14 protein-coding genes are annotated in these 15967 nt (G+C 67.6%); 7 read left to right on the top strand and 7 right to left on the bottom strand.

Annotation, left to right across the window (positions count from 1 at the left end):
• Positions 1-10 precede the first annotated feature (10 nt).
• Positions 11-784 (bottom strand): 4-hydroxy-tetrahydrodipicolinate reductase, encoded by a 774-nt coding sequence (gene dapB, locus CSW63_RS22100; protein WP_082749550.1) that lies wholly within the window; start codon positions 782-784, stop codon positions 11-13.
• A 251-nt stretch (positions 785-1035) separates the two neighbouring features.
• On the opposite strand from dapB, the gene CSW63_RS22095 reads away from it, so the two are divergent.
• Complete coding sequence (locus tag CSW63_RS22095; RefSeq protein WP_062096612.1) at positions 1036-3321, top strand: NADP-dependent malic enzyme; 2286 nt, start codon at positions 1036-1038, stop codon at positions 3319-3321.
• Positions 3322-3998: 677 nt separating this feature from the next.
• Here CSW63_RS22095 and pyrF read toward each other — a convergent pair.
• Positions 3999-4700 (bottom strand): orotidine-5'-phosphate decarboxylase, encoded by a 702-nt coding sequence (gene pyrF / locus CSW63_RS22085; RefSeq protein ID WP_062096016.1) that lies wholly within the window; start codon positions 4698-4700, stop codon positions 3999-4001.
• A 98-nt stretch (positions 4701-4798) separates the two neighbouring features.
• On the opposite strand from pyrF, the gene CSW63_RS22080 reads away from it, so the two are divergent.
• Positions 4799-5497 (top strand): MarC family protein, encoded by a 699-nt coding sequence (locus CSW63_RS22080; protein ID WP_062096014.1) that lies wholly within the window; start codon positions 4799-4801, stop codon positions 5495-5497.
• Between the two features lie 47 nt (positions 5498-5544).
• Positions 5545-6795 (top strand): UbiH/UbiF/VisC/COQ6 family ubiquinone biosynthesis hydroxylase, encoded by a 1251-nt coding sequence (locus CSW63_RS22075; protein WP_062096018.1) that lies wholly within the window; start codon positions 5545-5547, stop codon positions 6793-6795.
• Here CSW63_RS22075 and CSW63_RS22070 read toward each other — a convergent pair.
• The 4 genes from CSW63_RS22070 to CSW63_RS22055 all read right to left on the bottom strand — a co-directional run bounded on the left by CSW63_RS22070 (position 6792) and on the right by CSW63_RS22055 (position 9194).
• Positions 6792-6992, bottom strand: coding sequence for a Trm112 family protein (locus CSW63_RS22070; RefSeq protein ID WP_062096012.1), 201 nt, complete (start codon positions 6990-6992; stop codon positions 6792-6794). The genes CSW63_RS22075 and CSW63_RS22070 overlap by 4 nt on opposite strands.
• Before the next feature lie 9 nt (positions 6993-7001).
• The gene (locus tag CSW63_RS22065; protein ID WP_062096010.1) at positions 7002-7667 is read right to left on the bottom strand and encodes an LON peptidase substrate-binding domain-containing protein; all 666 of its coding nucleotides are present in this window, start codon (positions 7665-7667) and stop codon (positions 7002-7004) included.
• Between the two features lie 24 nt (positions 7668-7691).
• The gene (gene trxA / locus CSW63_RS22060; protein WP_062096008.1) at positions 7692-8591 is read right to left on the bottom strand and encodes a thioredoxin; all 900 of its coding nucleotides are present in this window, start codon (positions 8589-8591) and stop codon (positions 7692-7694) included.
• 96 nt (positions 8592-8687) lie between these two features.
• Positions 8688-9194, bottom strand: coding sequence for a prolyl-tRNA synthetase associated domain-containing protein (locus tag CSW63_RS22055; RefSeq protein WP_062096006.1), 507 nt, complete (start codon positions 9192-9194; stop codon positions 8688-8690).
• A gap of 76 nt (positions 9195-9270) precedes the next feature.
• On the opposite strand from CSW63_RS22055, the gene CSW63_RS22050 reads away from it, so the two are divergent.
• From CSW63_RS22050 to CSW63_RS22035, 4 genes are all read left to right on the top strand, one after another.
• Positions 9271-10017, top strand: coding sequence for a DUF6065 family protein (locus CSW63_RS22050; RefSeq protein ID WP_062096004.1), 747 nt, complete (start codon positions 9271-9273; stop codon positions 10015-10017).
• Between the two features lie 93 nt (positions 10018-10110).
• On the top strand, positions 10111-10683 hold the full coding sequence (locus CSW63_RS22045; protein WP_062096002.1) for a hypothetical protein: 573 nt from the start codon (positions 10111-10113) through the stop codon (positions 10681-10683).
• A 2-nt stretch (positions 10684-10685) separates the two neighbouring features.
• Positions 10686-10991, top strand: coding sequence for a transcriptional regulator (locus CSW63_RS22040; RefSeq protein ID WP_082749464.1), 306 nt, complete (start codon positions 10686-10688; stop codon positions 10989-10991).
• An 86-nt stretch (positions 10992-11077) separates the two neighbouring features.
• Positions 11078-14395 (top strand): amidohydrolase family protein, encoded by a 3318-nt coding sequence (locus CSW63_RS22035; protein ID WP_062096000.1) that lies wholly within the window; start codon positions 11078-11080, stop codon positions 14393-14395.
• Positions 14396-14464: 69 nt separating this feature from the next.
• Here CSW63_RS22035 and glmM read toward each other — a convergent pair whose 3' ends face one another.
• The gene (glmM, locus tag CSW63_RS22030) at positions 14465-15811 is read right to left on the bottom strand and encodes a phosphoglucosamine mutase (RefSeq protein WP_099502968.1); all 1347 of its coding nucleotides are present in this window, start codon (positions 15809-15811) and stop codon (positions 14465-14467) included.
• Positions 15812-15967 lie beyond the last annotated feature (156 nt).

The following is a 15967-nucleotide window of genomic DNA, read 5'->3' as shown; positions in this document are numbered from 1 at the left end:
CTTTGGATCCCTAGGTCTTGAAGCCCAGCACGTCCTGCATGTCGTAGAGCCCCGGCGGCTTGCCCCTTACCCAGACGGCGGCGGCGATGGCGCCGCGCGCGAACAGGCTCCGGTCGATGGCCGAGTGCGACAGGGTCAGGCTCTCGCTCTCGCCGGCGAAGATCACGCTGTGCTCCCCGATGATCCCGCCGCCGCGCACCACCGAGAAGCCGATGTCGCCCTCCTTGCGTGGGCCGGTGACGCCGTCGCGGCCACGGTCGGCGACCTGCGAAAGAGCCACCCCGCGTCCCTGCGCGGCGGCCTCGCCCAGCATCAGGGCCGTGCCCGAGGGGGCGTCGATCTTGCGCTTGTGATGGGCCTCGAAGACCTCGACGTCCCAGTCCTCCGCCGGCAGGGCGGCGGCGGCCTGGCGCACCAGGCCCATCAGCATGTTGACGCCCAGCGAATAGTTGCCCGAGCGGACGATGGCGATGGTCTTTGCGGCTTCGTCGATGCGGGCCAGTTGCTCATCCGAAAACCCGGTCGAGCCGATCACCAGGGCCGGTCCGCCCCTGGCGGCGGCCTCCTCGGCCAGGGCGACCGAGGCCTCGGGCAGGGTGAAGTCGATCACCGCCTCGGCGGCGGCCAGGGCGGCCTCGCGCGCGACCAAGCCTTCGCCTTCGACGCCTGGACGCTCGAAGCGGGCGGCGACCACGGCGTCGGCCCGGCCGTCCAGCGCCTGGGCGACGGCGCGACCCATGCGGCCGTTGGCGCCGGCGATCGCGATCTTCACGGGCTGGGACAAGGCGAACTCCAGGAGAAACTTGCCCGGGCAAATCACCCGTTCCGCCCCTTCAGGTCAACCTCACCCCGCCTTCCGCAACGGCGCCGCGCTTGACGCAACGCCAAGCCCAACAAGCGTTTGCGGGGATTTTCGCGATCCGACCCGGTTGTGAGGTCCGTCCCCCCTCGTTACGGTACGGACATATAAGGGCGTGTCCGCATCGATCGGCGCGCCCCTTCATCGACTTGCGCAGCAGGAATGGGAAACGCCGGATGAGTGACGCGGAACGCAAGACCTTCACGGATGCGGAGGCCCTGGCCTTCCACCGTCACCCCACCCCCGGCAAGATCGCCATCGTACCGACCAAGCCGATGGCCACCCAGCGCGACCTGAGCCTGGCCTATTCGCCGGGCGTCGCCGTGCCCGTGCACGCCATCGCCGCCGATCCGGACATGGCCTACGAATATACCTCCAAGGGCAACCTGGTGGCGGTGATCTCGAACGGCACCGCGATTCTGGGCCTGGGCGACCTGGGGGCGCTGGCCTCCAAGCCGGTGATGGAAGGCAAGAGCGTCCTGTTCAAGCGCTTCGGCGACGTCGACTCGATCGACATCGAGGTCAGCACCAAGGACCCCGACGAGATCATCACGGTGGTCAAGAACATCGGCGTCACCTTCGGCGGCATCAACCTGGAAGACATCAAGAGCCCCGAGTGCTTCCGCATCGAGACCGAGCTGCAGGAACTGCTCGACATCCCGGTGTTCCATGACGACCAGCACGGCACGGCGATTATCTGCGCGGCAGGCCTGATCAACGCCTGCCACATCACCGGCAAGAAGATCGAGGACGTGAAGGTCGTGCTGAACGGCCCCGGCGCGGCCGGCATCGCCTCGCTGGAGCTGATCAAGGCCATGGGCGTGCGGGCCGAGAACTGCATCGCCGTCGACTCCAAGGGCGTGCTCTATCGCGGCCGCACCGAGGGCATGAACCAGTGGAAGAGCGCCCACGCGGTCGAGACCGACAAGCGCACGCTCGCCGAAGCCGTGGTCGGCGCCGACGTGCTGCTGGGCCTGTCCGCCAAGGGCGCCTTCACGCCCGAGATGATCGCCTCGATGGCGCCCAACCCGGTCATCTTCGCCATGGCCAATCCCGATCCGGAGATCACGCCCGAAGAGGTCAAGCGCGTGCGCAAGGACGCGATCATGGGCACGGGCCGCAGCGACTATCCCAACCAGGTCAACAACGTCCTGGGCTTCCCCTACATCTTCCGCGGCGCGCTGGATGTGCGGGCCCGCCGCGTGAACCACGAGATGAAGATCGCCTGCGCCCAGGCCCTGGCCATGCTGGCGCGCGAGGACGTGCCCGACGAGGTCGCCGCCGCCTATCACGGCCGCCAGCTGAAGTTCGGCCCCGACTACATCATCCCGTCGGCCTTCGACCCGCGCCTGATCTGGTACGTGCCGCCGTTCGTCGCCCAGGCGGCGATGGATACGGGCGTGGCCCGCAAGCCGATCGCCGACATGGACGCCTATCGCGCCGGCCTGGCCCAGCGCCTGGATCCGACCGCCGGCTTCCTGCAAAAGATCTCCGGCTCGGTGCTGGCCAATCCCAAGCGCATCGTCTTCGCCGAGGGCGAGGACCCCAGTGTCATCCGCGCGGCCTACGCCTATCAGAGCGGCGGGTTCGGCAAGGCCATCCTGTGCGGTCGCGAGAACCTGGTGCACGAGAACATGCGCCTGGTGGGCCTGGACCCCGAGACCGCGGGCCTGGAGATCATCAACGCCCGTCTGTCCGACCGGAATCCGGACTACGTGGACGCGCTCTACGCGCGCCTGCAGCGCCAGGGCTATCTGAAGCGCGACGTCCAGCGCCTGATCAACCAGGACCGCAACAGCTTCGCCGCCTCGATGGTCACCCTGGGCGAGGCCGACGGCATGGTCACCGGCGTCACCCGCAGCTTCGACCAGGCCCTGGAAGAGGTGCTGCGCGTCGTCGACCCCGCGCCGGGCGGCCGAATCATGGGCATGTCGGTAGTGCTGGCCAAGGGCCACACCCTGTTCGTGGCTGACACCAACGTCACCGAACTGCCCGAGGCCGAGGAATTGGTCGAGATCGCCTGCGAAGCCGCCCGCGCCGTCCGCCGCCTGGGCTTCAAGCCGCGCGTCGCCTTCATGAGCTATTCGACCTTCGGCAATCCGATGGGCCTGCGCTCGGAGAAGGTGCGCGAGGCCGTCGCCATGCTCGACGAGATGGATGTCGACTTCGAATATGAAGGCGAAATGCCGCCCGAACTGGCGCTGGATCCTGAAAAGCGCGCCAACTATCCGTTCATGCGCCTGACCGACAGCGCCAACGTCCTGATCATGCCGGCCATTCACGCGGCCTCCATCTCGACCAAGCTGGTTCAGTCGCTGGGCGGCGCCACGGTGATCGGCCCGGTGCTGCTGGGCCTGTCCAAATCTGTGCAGATCGCGCCGCTCTCGGCCTCGGTGTCCAAGATTCTGAACATGGCGATGATGGCCGCCTACGACCAGCCGGTCGACGACGGCGAGGGGTGAGGGTCCTTTCTCTGCCCTCAGCAGAGAAGGAACCGCGAGGCGACTCCCTCTCCCTCTGGGAGAGGGAACCGATTTACGGGGATTGGCGGGTGTGAACGCTCGGAATTGGCGACGCCGAAGCCAGCAAAATCAATCGCTTCTCACTTTTACGGCCAAACTTATCCCCGGCGCTGAATCCTCCCGCACAATCATAGCCATCCCTGTCGCCGGGGAGGGGCGTATGGATCCGGCCCAATACGGCGGCGGGGCTAGGTTGAGCGGGGCCGCGTTCGGCGCCTGGGAGGCTTTGTTTGGTCGTGCGGCTTACTCGTCAGGAGCGCGCACGAGGGGCGGGGTTTCTCGGGATCACGTCGGAGGCGGAGCGACAGGGCGGTGATCGTACAAGCCGCCTATCGTGGATCGTCGGGCTGGACACGGAAGTCGCCGCTCCAGTTGGTCCGCGCCCGTCCGGGGGCTCTTGGGGTCCCGAGCTGAGAGACGCTCACGCCCCCCCATCCTCACGGGCAAGAACAACCTGGCGCATCGGACTGTCGAGCCGAAACGCAAAACACAAACTCACGGTACTCCGGGTTCGCCCGGCCGTTCCGTCGCCTCCCCAACACACTCGCAGCCGCACGGCGCGAGGAGGACAGGTCATGTCCCCATCTTCCGGTGTTCAGGCCGGCGAAATCCGGCCATCAGTGGCCCGCCATCTCGGCCACGACCTTCAGCGCCGCCTCGCGCGGGTCGTTCGCCGCCGTGATCGGGCGGCCGCAGACCAGATGGCTGGCGCCGGCGATCAGCGCGTCGGCGGGTGTCGCGGCCCGGGCCTGGTCGTTCTTGGCCGACCACTCGGGGCGCACGCCAGGCGTGACGATCAGGAAGTCGGGCTTGCCGGCCGCGTTGGCGATCTGGCGCGCCAGTGCGGCCTCGTGCGGCGAGGAAACGATGCCGTCGACCCCGCACGCCAGGGCTTGCCGCACCCGCCGCTCGACCAGGTCGCGGGCGTTGAAGGCGTAGCCCATTTCGACAAGGTCCTCGTCGGTCAGGCTGGTCAGCACGGTGACGGCCAGGATCTTCAGGGACGAGCCGCCCCGCGCCTTTACCGCCGCCTTCATCACCTGCGGCTCGGCATGCACGGTAAGAAGGTCGCAGCCGCTGGTGGCCAGCACCCGGGCCGAGCGCTCGACCGTGGCGCCGATGTCATGCAGCTTCCAGTCCAGAAAGATCGCCTTGCCGGAGGCCTTCAGGTCGCGGGCAAGGCCCATGCCGTCGCTGGCCAGGAGCTCCAGGCCGATCTTGTAGAAGCTGATCGCGTCGCCTAGGCGCTCGACCATGGCGCGGGCGTCGTCGACGGTGGGCAGGTCGAGCGGCACGATCAGGCGCGGATCAGCGGTCATCTTCGAGTCCCCGTTATTGGTCGCAAGGGTTGGCGCGCGAGGCCGTTACCCCTAGGAAAGGGCAAGCTTGGGCGCGATCTGAAAGGTAGGGACGTCGAATGACCGAGGCCAAACTCGCCGTCAACTTCTTCGTCGCGCTGTTCGCCCTGATCGATCCGATCGGCAACGTGCCGCTGTTCGCCGCCGCCACCCTGGGCGCGGCCGCCGCCGGTCGGCGCATGGTGGCCGCCTATATCGGCCTGTTCATGGCCGGGTTCCTGATCTTCTTCTATTTCACCGGGGTGGGCCTTCTGGCGTTCTTCGGCATCTCGATGCAGGCGTTCCGGATCGCCGGCGGCATCATCCTGTTCATTCTGGGTCTGGACATGGTGCGCGACGACTTCACCACCATGTTCGCCGACGCCGCCGAGGGCATAGAGGGGCAGACCCCGCGCGCCTACGCCCGTCAGCGGTTCGAGCGCCTGATCGTGCCGTTCGCCATGCCGCTGCTGATCGGACCGGGCGCGATCTCGACCGTCATCATCTACGCCGCCGAGGCCAAACCGCTGGGCTGGGCCGGCGCAGGCATCGGGGTGGCGGTCATCCTGGCGGTGTCGGCGGTGGTGGTGGCCACCTTCTGGGCCGCGCCGCTGGTCAGCAGGGTGCTGGGCCGTATCGGCATGAGCATCGTGGTGCGCGTGCTGGGTCTGATCCTCTGCGCCCTGGCCGTACAGTTCGTTCTGGTCGGGGTAGGCGACGCCACGCGCGGCCTGATCAAGAACGACGCCAAGGCCCCCTACGCCGAGAGCCATAAGTAGGGACCCTGCTCTGGACAGCGGTGCGTGACGAGGCCCATATCGCCGCCATGCGCGCTCACGACGCTGATGTGATCATCGCCGGCGCCGGCATGGCCGGCTCCACCCTGGCTCTGGCCCTCGCCTCGGGCGGCCTGCGGCCGCTGCTGGTCGATCCCGCGCCTTTCGAGGCCCAACTGGCGCCGACCTTCGACGGCCGCAGCTCCGCCATCGCCTATTCCTCGTTCCGCCAGTGGCGGGCGATCGGCGCGGGCGAGGCGCTGGAGCCGCACGCCCAGCGCATCGAGCAAATCCTGGTCACCGACGGCCGCACCCCGGGCGCGGCGGCGCGCAAGCCGCTGCCGGCCTTCCTGCGCTTCGACTCCAGCGAAATCTCCGGCCGGATCGAGGGCGAGCCGCTGGGCTATCTGGTCGAGAATCGCCAGATCCGCGCGGCCCTATCCCAGGCCGTGATCGACAAGGAGATTCCGGTGATCGCGCCGATGGCGGCCAAGGCCCTGTCGGTCGAAGCCGGGGCGGCGAAGTTGACCCTGTCGGACGGCCGGGTGCTGTCGGCGCCCTTGGCTGTCAGCGCCGAAGGCCGCAACTCGGCGCTGCGCCAGTCGGCCGGCATAGGCCATATCGGCTGGAGCTACGGCCAGAGCGGCGTGGTCGCCACGGTCCGCCTGGAGCGCCCGCACCAGGGCGTGGCCCACGAGTACTTCCTGCCCAGCGGCCCCTTCGCCATCCTGCCGCTGACCGACAATCGCGCCAGCCTGGTCTGGACCGAGAGCACCGCGCGCGGCGAGGCGCTGCGCCACGCCAGTCCCGAGGCCTTCCACGCCCACCTGATGCGCCGCTTCGGCGACTTCCTCGGCGCGGTGACGATCGAGGGGCCGGTTTTCGTCTATCCGCTGTCGCTGCTGCTGGCCGAGCGCATGGTCGCCCCGCGCCTGGCCCTGATCGGCGACGCCGCCCACGGCGTGCACCCGATCGCGGGCCAGGGGCTGAACCTGGGTCTCAAGGACGCCGCCGCCCTGGCCGAAGTTCTGGTCGAGGCCGTCCGTAACGGCGAGGACATCGGGGCGGAAGCCGTGCTGGAGCGCTATGCCCGCTGGCGGCGGTTCGACACCGTGACAAACGCCCTGGCCTTCGACGCCTTCGTGCGGATTTTCTCCAACGACAACCCGCTGCTGCGCCTGGCGCGCGGCGCGGGCCTGGCGGTCGTCAACCAGATCGCCCCGGCGCGGCGCTTCTTCATGCACGAGGCCGGCGGCGGGGTGGGCGACCTGCCCAAGCTATTGCGGGGGGAGAGCCTTTAAACGCTCTCCAACGCCCGCGCCTCTTCCGGCAGCATGATCGGCACGCCGTCGCGGATCGGATAAGCCAGCTTGGCGGCGCGACTGATCAACTCGCCCTTGGTGCGGTCATACTCCAACGGACCCCGCGTCACGGGGCACACCAGCACTTCCAGGAGGCGCGGGTCGACGTCGATGGGGGGGGCGGAAACTTCGGTCATGGGCACTGTCTACTGGATCGAAGTGGGTTCGTCATCGTCGCCGCCCGCCGCGTCGATCTCAAGCAGAGCGGTCAGGGTCGCTTTGCGCTCGAAGATGGTCTCGGCTTCCAGCAGGGCCTGTTTCTCCATCGGGTCGAACGGCAGGGCCATGGCCAGGCTGTTGATCAGGGCGTCCGAGGGCGCGGCCTCGGCGTCCCCCCAGTCGATCGCCAGACCGCGGTGATCGAGATAGCGGCGCAACGCGATCATCAGGCGGTCGATCTCGGTGGCGGTGCGCGTGCCTGCCGCCTCTTCCCGCAGATCAGCCTCGTAGGGCGCGAAGTCCGCGCGGACCTGACGGTACGGCGTGCGGACCGGCAGCTCCTCTCCGGCGCGGAAGCGGCAGACGCCCGTCAGGGTGATCAGGTAGCGACCGTCGCTGGTCTCGGCGAAACTGGTCACCCGGCCCGCGCAACCCACCGGCGCTAGGGCCGGACGCTGATGGTCTCCGCCGGCGCGCGTCTGGATCATGCCGATGATCCGCTCGCCCGACATGGCGTCGTCCAGCATGTTCAGATACCGGGGCTCGAAGATGTTCAGCGGCAGCTGCCCGCCCGGCAGCAGGAGCACGCCGTCCAGGGGAAACACCGGGATCACCAGGGGCAGATCGTCGATCTTGCGGTAGGCCGCCGGCATGCACGCTCCGTGGGGCTTGGGGTCCTAGCTGAACAGGATCGAGGACAGCTTGCGCCGTCCTTGCTTGGCCACTTCCGAGGTCGGGCCGGCGGCCTCGAACACCGTCAGCAATTGCTTGCGGGCCGCATCGTCATTCCAGGTCCGGTCGCGGGCGATGATGGTCAGCAGCTGATCGGCGGCGTCCTGCAGGCGGCCCATGCCCGCCAGGGCCTTGGCCAGTTCCAGGCGCGCCTCATGGTCGTCGGCATCGGCGGCCAGGCGCTGTTCGAAGGCGGCGGTTTCGGACGGCGCCTCGGCGGCTAGCGCCAGAGCGGCGCGCGCCGCATCGAGGTCGGGGTCCTTGGCGTCGGCCGGGGCCATGGCCACCACTTCGGCCGCGCCTTCCGGATCGCCGTTGGCCAGATAGACGCGGGCCATGCCGCCCAGGGCCTTGGCGCTGGTCGGGTCGATCTGCAGCGCCTGGGCGAAGGCCTGGGCCGCGCCGCCCAGATCGCCGATCTCCAGCGACTCCTTGCCCATGGCGATCATCTCATCAAGGGCGCCGCCCTCGGCCGCCCCGGCCAGCTTCTCCACGAAGGCCCGGACCTGGCTTTCGGGCAGGGCGCCCTGGAAGGCGTCGACCGGGCGGCCGTCGACAAAGGCGTAGACGGTCGGGATCGACTGCACGCGCAGCTGGCCCGCAAAGCCCGGGTTCTTGTCGACGTCGATCTTGACCAGCTTGACCGCGCCCTTGGCGGCGTTGACGACTTTTTCGATCGTGGGCGTCAGCGTCCGGCAGGGCCCACACCAGGTGGCCCAGAAGTCGACGATGACAGGCTGGGTCTTCGAGGCCTCAATCACGTCGGCCATGAAGCTGGCGTCCGTGCCGTCCTTGATGTGTTCGCTTTTCGAAGAGGGCGCGGGCTTTTCGCCGATCAGGGACATCGGGTCTCTCGTACTCGGAAGTAGGGGAACGCTTCAGCCGTCAAGATGGTCCCTCATCGAGCTGCGCGCAATGACCCGTTCGCTTGACGGGCGAGCTTAAGCGACCACTTCCATCGCTGCGAAATCGACGATCATCGGCGTAACGCCCAGCGCGGCGAGGAACCGGCGAAAGCCCGCCTGGCTGACGGCGGTGGTGGCGTCGTTCTTCAGCGGGTGGAAATTGACCGGGTCGCTGTCGGCCAGGGCCTTGTCCAGCACGAAGCGGACGCGCTTGTCGGTGTCGTTGATCAAGCCAAAGGCGGTGACCGAGCCTGGCGTCACGCCCAGAGTCTCCAGCATCATCTCCTGCGGCCCGAACGACAGCCTTCCCGAGCCGATCACGTGGTGCAGCTTTTTCAGATCGATGGTCGTCTCGCCCAGGGCCGAGATCAGCCACAGCTGGCCCTTGGCGTCCTTCAGGAACAGGTTCTTGGTGTGGCCGCCCGGCATGGCGGCCTTGATCTCCAGCCCTTCCTCGACGCGGAAGACGGGCGGGTGGTCCAAGGTCTTGTGGTCGACGCCGTGGGCGTCGAAGAAGGCGAACAGGTCGGCGCGGGTCTTCATGCGCCTCTACTAGACGGCGTAAGGCCGCGAGCGCTAGACCTGATCCCAGGGCAGGAAGATCAGATAAAGGACCGGCATGGAACTGGAGTGCTATCCCACCGAGAACCGTCCGCCGGAGATCGTGCCTGGACGGCCGCAGCGCGCCTGGATGGACCGGTTCGCCGAGCGCCACCCCTATCGCTGCCTGCCGCTGACCATGGCCAACACCACGGGCTGGGACATTCTCTGCCCGGTCGGCTTCACCATGACCTGGGACGGCGGGGCGCACCAGGAGTGCATCAAGTTCCAGCCCGACCACCCCTATCCGGGTTTCCATGACTTCGTGAAGTCGCACTTCACGCGCGGGGTGGTGACCTTCCACACGGGGTATCTCTTCCGCACGCCGCCGGGCTGGTCGATGATGGCCATGGGCCCGCCCAACCACGTCAAGGACGGCGTCCAGCCGCTGGCCGGGGTGATCGAAACGGACTGGCTGCCCTTCCCCTTCACGATGAACTGGATCTTCACCCGGCCGGGCACCGTGCGGTTCGAGAAGGGGGAGACCTTCTGCTTCATCATGTTGTTGCAGGACAAGGCCCTGGAGAGCTTTCAGCCGGTGATCCGCTCGATGAACTCCAACCCCGAACTGCGGCGCCAGTACGACGTCTGGGCCGAGAAGCGGACCGAGTTCAACAACCTGATTTTCAAGCGCGACCCCGAGGCCACTAAGGAGGCCTGGCAGCGCTTTTACTTCAAGGGCGAGTACCCCGAGGAGATCCAGGCCGAGGCCCCCAGCCACCACGTCAACAAGCGACGCCTGAAGTCGCCAAAGGTGGGCGTCTAACGGCTCGCTGCGACATTTCACAGAGAACTCTGATTGACAGAGTTTATCGGGGATACTAACTCTGTATTACAGAGCGCTCTGGTGCGCCTGGGAATGGAGAGGCTCATGGCTATCACCCGCACCGAAGCGGCCGCCGCGCTGTCCGACATCGAGAGCACCCAGCGCCGGGGCATGACCCTGCGCGGCTACCGTGTCGGCGGACCGATCCTGATGATGTGGTCGCTGATCTGGGCGACCGGCTACCTGACCATGGGATTAGCCCCGCCGGAGCTCTGGCTCCCGGTCTGGCTGGGCCTGGATGTGGTCGGCGTGGCCGGCGCCCTGCTGTTGGCGCGGGCCGGCAAGCCCAAGGCAGCCGGAGCGCCCCCCGGCATGACGTGGCGTCTGCTGGGCGGCTCGCTGGCCCTGATGATCTTCGCGCTGAGCGTCTTCTGGGTGATGAAGCCCGCAGATCCCGCCGCCGCCATGGCCTTTCCGGGCCTGCTGATCGGGGTGATCTACGCCGTGGTCGGCTTCTGGGCCGCGCCGCGCTATGCGCTGATCGGCGGGCTGATGTTCGGCCTGACCCTGGTTGGGTATTTCCTGTTCCAGCCCTGGCTGCCCTTCTGGATGGCGGCGGCGAGCGGCGCACTGTTCCTCAGCGGCGTCTGGCTGTGGAGGCGCTGAGCGTGGCGGACTCCGACGACATCATCCACCAGCCGCTGCGCCTGAAGATCATGGCCGCCCTCAGCGCCGAAAAAGGCCAGCCGCTGGATTTCCCGCGCCTGAAGGCCATCACCCAGGCGACCGACGGCAATCTGGGCAGCCATCTCACCACCCTGGAGAAGGCCGGCTACGTGGCGATCGAAAAGGACTTCGTGGGCAAGCGCCCCCGCACCCAGGCCCGGCTGACGGCGGAGGGGCGCAAGGCCTTCCGCGCCCATGTCGATTATCTGCGGGCGGTGGTCGAAGCGGCGGACGAGGAGGGCGGCTAGCCGAGGAACCCCGGCCGTGACACCGCGCAGCTTCCCCCCTAGGGTCACGCCCAAATCGTGCCCATCAGGTGTTCGGGGGAAATTAAATGGATCGTCGGCTGACGGCGCTGGCCGCCTTGTTGTTGATGTCGGGCTCGGCCCTGGCCCATCAGGCGCAAGCGCAAACAGCGCCGACCGCAAGCGCGGCCAAGGCCGAGAAGCCCGAGAAGTGGAACGTCAACGCCCCGCCCGGCGTCGCCACCCGCGAGGTGCGGATCAGCGTCGACAACGGCACCTGGATGAATGTCGACGTCTCGCGCGACGGCAAGCTGATCGCCTTCGACATCCTGGGCGACATCTACACCATGCCGATCGCGGGCGGGACGCCGACCCGCATCGCCGAGGGCCTGGCCTATGACCAGCAGCCCCGCTTCTCGCCGGACGGCAAGCGGATCGCCTTCACCTCCGACCGGGGCGGCGGCGACAACATCTGGGTGATGAACCTGGATGGGAGCGACAAACGCCAGGTGACCAAGGAGGACTTCCGTCTGCTCAACCAGCCCAGCTGGAGCCCGGACGGCCGTTTCATTGTGGCCAAGAAGCACTTCACCACCGGCCGCTCTTTGGGCACCGGCGAGGTCTGGGTCTATCACGTCTCAGGCGGCGGCGGCGTCCAGCTGGTCAAGCGCGCCAGCGAGCAGCTGCAAAAGGAGCTGGGCGAGCCGATCTATGCGGCCGACGGCAAGAGCGTCTTCTACACCCGCAACGTGACGCCCGGCCCGATCTTCGAATACGCGCAAGACTCCAACACCGCCCTGTTCGACATCGAGCGCTATGACCTGGAGACCGGCGAGGTCACGACCGCCGTCTCGGGCCTGGGCGGCTCGGTGCGACCGACGCCGTCGCCGGACGGCAAGAAGATCGCCTTCGTCCGCCGCGAGCGCACCAAGTCCAAGCTGTATGTGAAGGACCTGGTGTCGGGCGAGGAGCGCAAGGTCTACGACGCGCTGGATCAGGACGTCCAGGAGACCTGGGCGGTGACCGGCGTCTATCCGAACATGGCCTGGACGCCCGACGGCGCGTCCGTGGTGTTCTGGGCCGGCGGGAAGATCCGGCGGGTCAATGTGGCGGACGGCGCGTCCGGCGTGATCCCGTTCAAGATCGACGACACCCGCGTGGTGATCGACGCGGTCCATCCCGAGGTTGCGGTCGCGCCCGATCGCTTCACCACCAAGATGCCGCGCTGGGCCAGCGTATCCCCCGACGGCAAGTCGGTGGTGTTCGAGACCCTGGGCAAGCTATGGGTCAAGTCGACGGCCGGCGGCGAGCCGCGTCGCCTGATCAGCGGCGAGGAAGACGCCTTCGAGCTCTATCCCTCGTGGTCGCGCGACGGTCGCACGGTGGTGTTCGTCAGCTGGACCGACGCGGGGCTGGGACGCCTGCGCACAGTGCCCGCCGCCGGCGGCGCGGCTAAGGACGTGATCGCCCAGCCGGGTCACTACAGCGCGCCGCGCTTTTCTCCGGACGGCAAGACCATCGTGTTTGAGCGCCGTCGCGGCGGCGGGCTGACCTCCGGGCGCTGGTCGCAGGATCCGGGGATCTATCGTGTGGCCGCCTCGGGCGGGACGCCGGTGCGGGTCTCGCGCGGCGGTTCGGAGCCGCAGTTCGGCGCCGCCAATGATCGCGTGTTCATGCTGATGTCGAGCGGCGACAAGCGCCAGTTGGTCAGCACCGATCTGAACGGGCAGGCCAAGCGGGTCCATGCCAGCGGTGACATGGTCAATGACTTCCAGGTCTCGCCGGATGGTCGCAACGTCGCGTTCCGCCAGAACTACGAAGCCTTCGTGATGCCGCTGATGCCCGGAACCCAAGAGGTCGCGGTCGACCAGAAGGGCGGGCCGCTGCCGGTCACGCGGGTCAGCGCCGAGGGCGCGGACTTCATCAACTGGTCCAAGGACGGCAAGCAGGTCCACTGGAGCATGGGCCCCACCCTGTTCACCGCCGAGACCGATGCGCTGTACGTCAACGCTCCGGCCGCCGATGGGACCAGCAAGGATGATGGCAAGTTCAAGCCGGTGAAGACGGGGCTGTCGCTGTCGATGGAAGTCGCCGCCGACAAGCCGACGGGCGTCGTCGCCCTGACCGGCGCGCGCGTGGTGACCATGGCTGACAAGGCTGGCGGCATCATCGAGGATGGGGTGGTGGTGATCAAAGGCGATCGCATCGTCGCGGTCGGTCCCAAGGCCAGCACGCCGGTCCCCGCCGATGCCAAGGTGGTCGACGTGACGGGCAAGACCATCGTCCCCGGCCTCGTCGACGCCCACGCCCATGGGCCGCAGGGCACGGACAATCTGGTCCCGCAGCAGAACTGGTCGGCGATGGCCAATCTGGCCCTGGGCACGACGACGATCCACGACCCATCGTCGCGGGCGTCCGAGATTTTCGCCGCGGCCGAGCTGCAGCGGGCCGGCAAGATCCTGGCTCCGCGCACCTTCTCGACGGGCGAGATCATCTATGGGGCCAAGGCGGCGGAGGTCTATGCCGAGATCAACAGTCTTGACGATGCTCTTGCCCACGTCCGCCGTCTGAAGGCCCAGGGCGCACACAGCGTCAAGAACTACAACCAGCCCCGCCGGGACCAGCGCCAGATGGTCGTGGTCGCCGCCCAGAAGGAGAACATGGAGGTCGTGCCGGAGGGTGGGTCGCTCTACGCGATGGACGTGACCCTGGTCCAGGACGGCAACGCCACGGTCGAGCACAACCTGCCGGTCGACCGCTTTTACGACGACATCGTCAGCCTGTGGTCGCAAACCAAGACCAACTACACCCCGACCCTGGTCGTGGCCTATGGCGGTCTGGCGGGCGATCCTTACTGGCGCCAGCACATGGATGTCTGGACCCATCCGCTGCTGTCGAAACACGCGCCGCCGGCGTTGCTGGCAGCCCAGAATGTCCGCCGTCAGGCTGCGCCCGAGGCGGATTATGTGGACGGCGCGACCGCCCGCGAGGCCAAGAAGCTCGCCGACCGAGGCGTGCAGGTGTCGATCGGCGCCCACGGCCAGCAGGCGGGCCTCGGCGCGCACTGGGAGATGTGGTCGTTCGCGCGCGGCGGCTGGAGCCCGGTCGAGGCTCTGGCGGCCGGCACGATCAACGCCGCGCGCTCGTTGGGCTACGCCAAGGACGTGGGCTCGCTGGAGGTTGGCAAGCTGGCCGATCTTCTGGTGCTGGACGCCGACCCGACCGTTGACATCCGGAACAGCGACAAGCTGCACCGCGTGATGCTGGGCGGCCGACTCTACGACCCAGTGACCCTCAACGAGACCGTGACCGGCCAGCGCGTCCGTCAGCCCTACTGGTGGGAACGCTCGGGCGAGGCCTGGGGGGGCGGCCAGGGCGGCACGGGCCACACCGACGACTTGGGGTAGGGGAAATCTGTGTCATCCCGGCCGTAGCGCAGCGAAGAGCCGGGATGACACGGTTGGGGGCAGGCCTCCTTAAGCCGCCTTCACCGCCGAGGCGATCGACTTGACGACCTTCTTCACCAGGGCCGGGTCGTCGCCCTCGGCCATGATGCGGATCAAGGGCTCGGTGCCCGAGGCGCGGACCACGATCCGACCCGCGCCATTGAGCTGGCTTTCGCCGTCGGCGATAGCATCCTTTACGGCCTTGGCCTCCAGCGGCTTGCCGCCGGCGAAGCGGACGTTTTCAAGCAGTTGCGGCACCGGTTCGAACTGACGCCCGAGCGCGCTCATCGGCTTGTCGCTCTCGACCATCACCGCCAGCACCTGTAACGCGGCGATCAGGCCGTCGCCCGTGGTCGAGAAGTCCGACAGGATCAAATGGCCCGACTGTTCGCCGCCGACGTTGAAGCCGCCTTCGCGCATGCGCTGCATCACGTAGCGGTCGCCGACGGCGGTGCGCTCCAGCGATAGGCCTAGAGTGTTCAGTTGACGCTCTAGGCCAAGGTTCGACATCACCGTGGCCACGACGCCGCCGCCCTTCAAGGCCCCGGCCTTGGCGAAGGCCCCGGCGATGATCGCCATGATCTGGTCGCCGTCGACGACCACGCCCTTCTCGTCGCAGATCACCAGGCGGTCGGCGTCGCCGTCCAAGGCGATGCCGATATCGGCGCGGTACTCGCGAACCATCTTGGCCATAGCCTCAGGGTGGGTCGAGCCGCACTCCTCGTTGATGTTGGTGCCATCGGGCGAGACGCCCAGGCTGATCACCTCCGCGCCCAGTTCGTACAGGGCGGTGGGGGCGACCTTGTAGGCCGCGCCGTTGGCGCAATCGATGACGATGCGCAGGCCGGAAAGATTGAGGTGACGTGGGAAGGTTGCCTTGACGATCTCGACATATCGCGCCTGGGCGTCGTCGATCCGCTTGACGCGGCCCAGTTCGCGCGGCGCGGCCAGGCCCTCCTGCAGACCCTGATCCATCAAGGCCTCGATGCCGAGCTCCTGAGCGTCCGAAAGCTTGTAGCCGTCAGGGCCGAACAGCTTGATGCCGTTGTCGGCGAAGCTGTTGTGGCTGGCCGAGATCATGATGCCGAGGTCGGCGCGCATCGAGCGGGTCATCATCGCCACGGCCGGGGTCGGCAGGGGGCCAAACAGGCGCACGTCCAGGCCCACGCTGGTCAGGCCGGCGACCAGGGCCGGCTCGATCATGTAGCCCGACAGCCGGGTGTCCTTGCCGATCACCACGAGGTGGCGGCGGTCGTCCTGCGATCGGAAGAGCTTGCCAGCGGCGAGACCCACCCGCAGGGCGACCTCGGCTGTCATCGGATGCTTGTTGGCCTGGCCGCGGATTCCGTCGGTGCCGAAATAGGCGCGCTTGCTCATGGTCGTACTGTCGTCTCTTTACGGCCGCGCTTCGAACGCGAAACGATCCGAAATGCAGATTTATGCGAAGCGGTCTTTAGCCAGTGCTAAAGGCGCCTCACGCAAATTCGCGTGTCGGTAGGCATAATCCTGTCGGCGCGTTCTACAAGGGATCAT

It is taken from the genome of Caulobacter sp. FWC26, from assembly GCF_002742645.2.
Lineage (GTDB): Bacteria > Pseudomonadota > Alphaproteobacteria > Caulobacterales > Caulobacteraceae > Caulobacter.
Note: the sequence above shows the minus strand (reverse complement) of the source record. Positions and strands in the feature narration are given on the sequence as shown.

Excerpts from the sequence above, each read along its gene's own strand:
- CSW63_RS22095 (WP_062096612.1), top strand. The coding sequence starts at position 1,036 with ATGAGTGACGCGGAACGCAAGACCTTCACGGATGCGGAGGCCCTGGCC.
- pyrF (WP_062096016.1), bottom strand. The coding sequence starts at position 4,700 with ATGACCGCTGATCCGCGCCTGATCGTGCCGCTCGACCTGCCCACCGTC.
- CSW63_RS22080 (WP_062096014.1), top strand. The coding sequence starts at position 4,799 with ATGACCGAGGCCAAACTCGCCGTCAACTTCTTCGTCGCGCTGTTCGCC.
- CSW63_RS22075 (WP_062096018.1), top strand. The coding sequence starts at position 5,545 with ATGCGCGCTCACGACGCTGATGTGATCATCGCCGGCGCCGGCATGGCC.
- CSW63_RS22070 (WP_062096012.1), bottom strand. The coding sequence starts at position 6,992 with ATGACCGAAGTTTCCGCCCCCCCCATCGACGTCGACCCGCGCCTCCTG.
- CSW63_RS22065 (WP_062096010.1), bottom strand. The coding sequence starts at position 7,667 with ATGCCGGCGGCCTACCGCAAGATCGACGATCTGCCCCTGGTGATCCCG.
- trxA (WP_062096008.1), bottom strand. The coding sequence starts at position 8,591 with ATGTCCCTGATCGGCGAAAAGCCCGCGCCCTCTTCGAAAAGCGAACAC.
- CSW63_RS22055 (WP_062096006.1), bottom strand. The coding sequence starts at position 9,194 with ATGAAGACCCGCGCCGACCTGTTCGCCTTCTTCGACGCCCACGGCGTC.
- CSW63_RS22050 (WP_062096004.1), top strand. The coding sequence starts at position 9,271 with ATGGAACTGGAGTGCTATCCCACCGAGAACCGTCCGCCGGAGATCGTG.
- CSW63_RS22045 (WP_062096002.1), top strand. The coding sequence starts at position 10,111 with ATGGAGAGGCTCATGGCTATCACCCGCACCGAAGCGGCCGCCGCGCTG.
- CSW63_RS22035 (WP_062096000.1), top strand. The coding sequence starts at position 11,078 with ATGGATCGTCGGCTGACGGCGCTGGCCGCCTTGTTGTTGATGTCGGGC.
- glmM (WP_099502968.1), bottom strand. The coding sequence starts at position 15,811 with ATGAGCAAGCGCGCCTATTTCGGCACCGACGGAATCCGCGGCCAGGCC.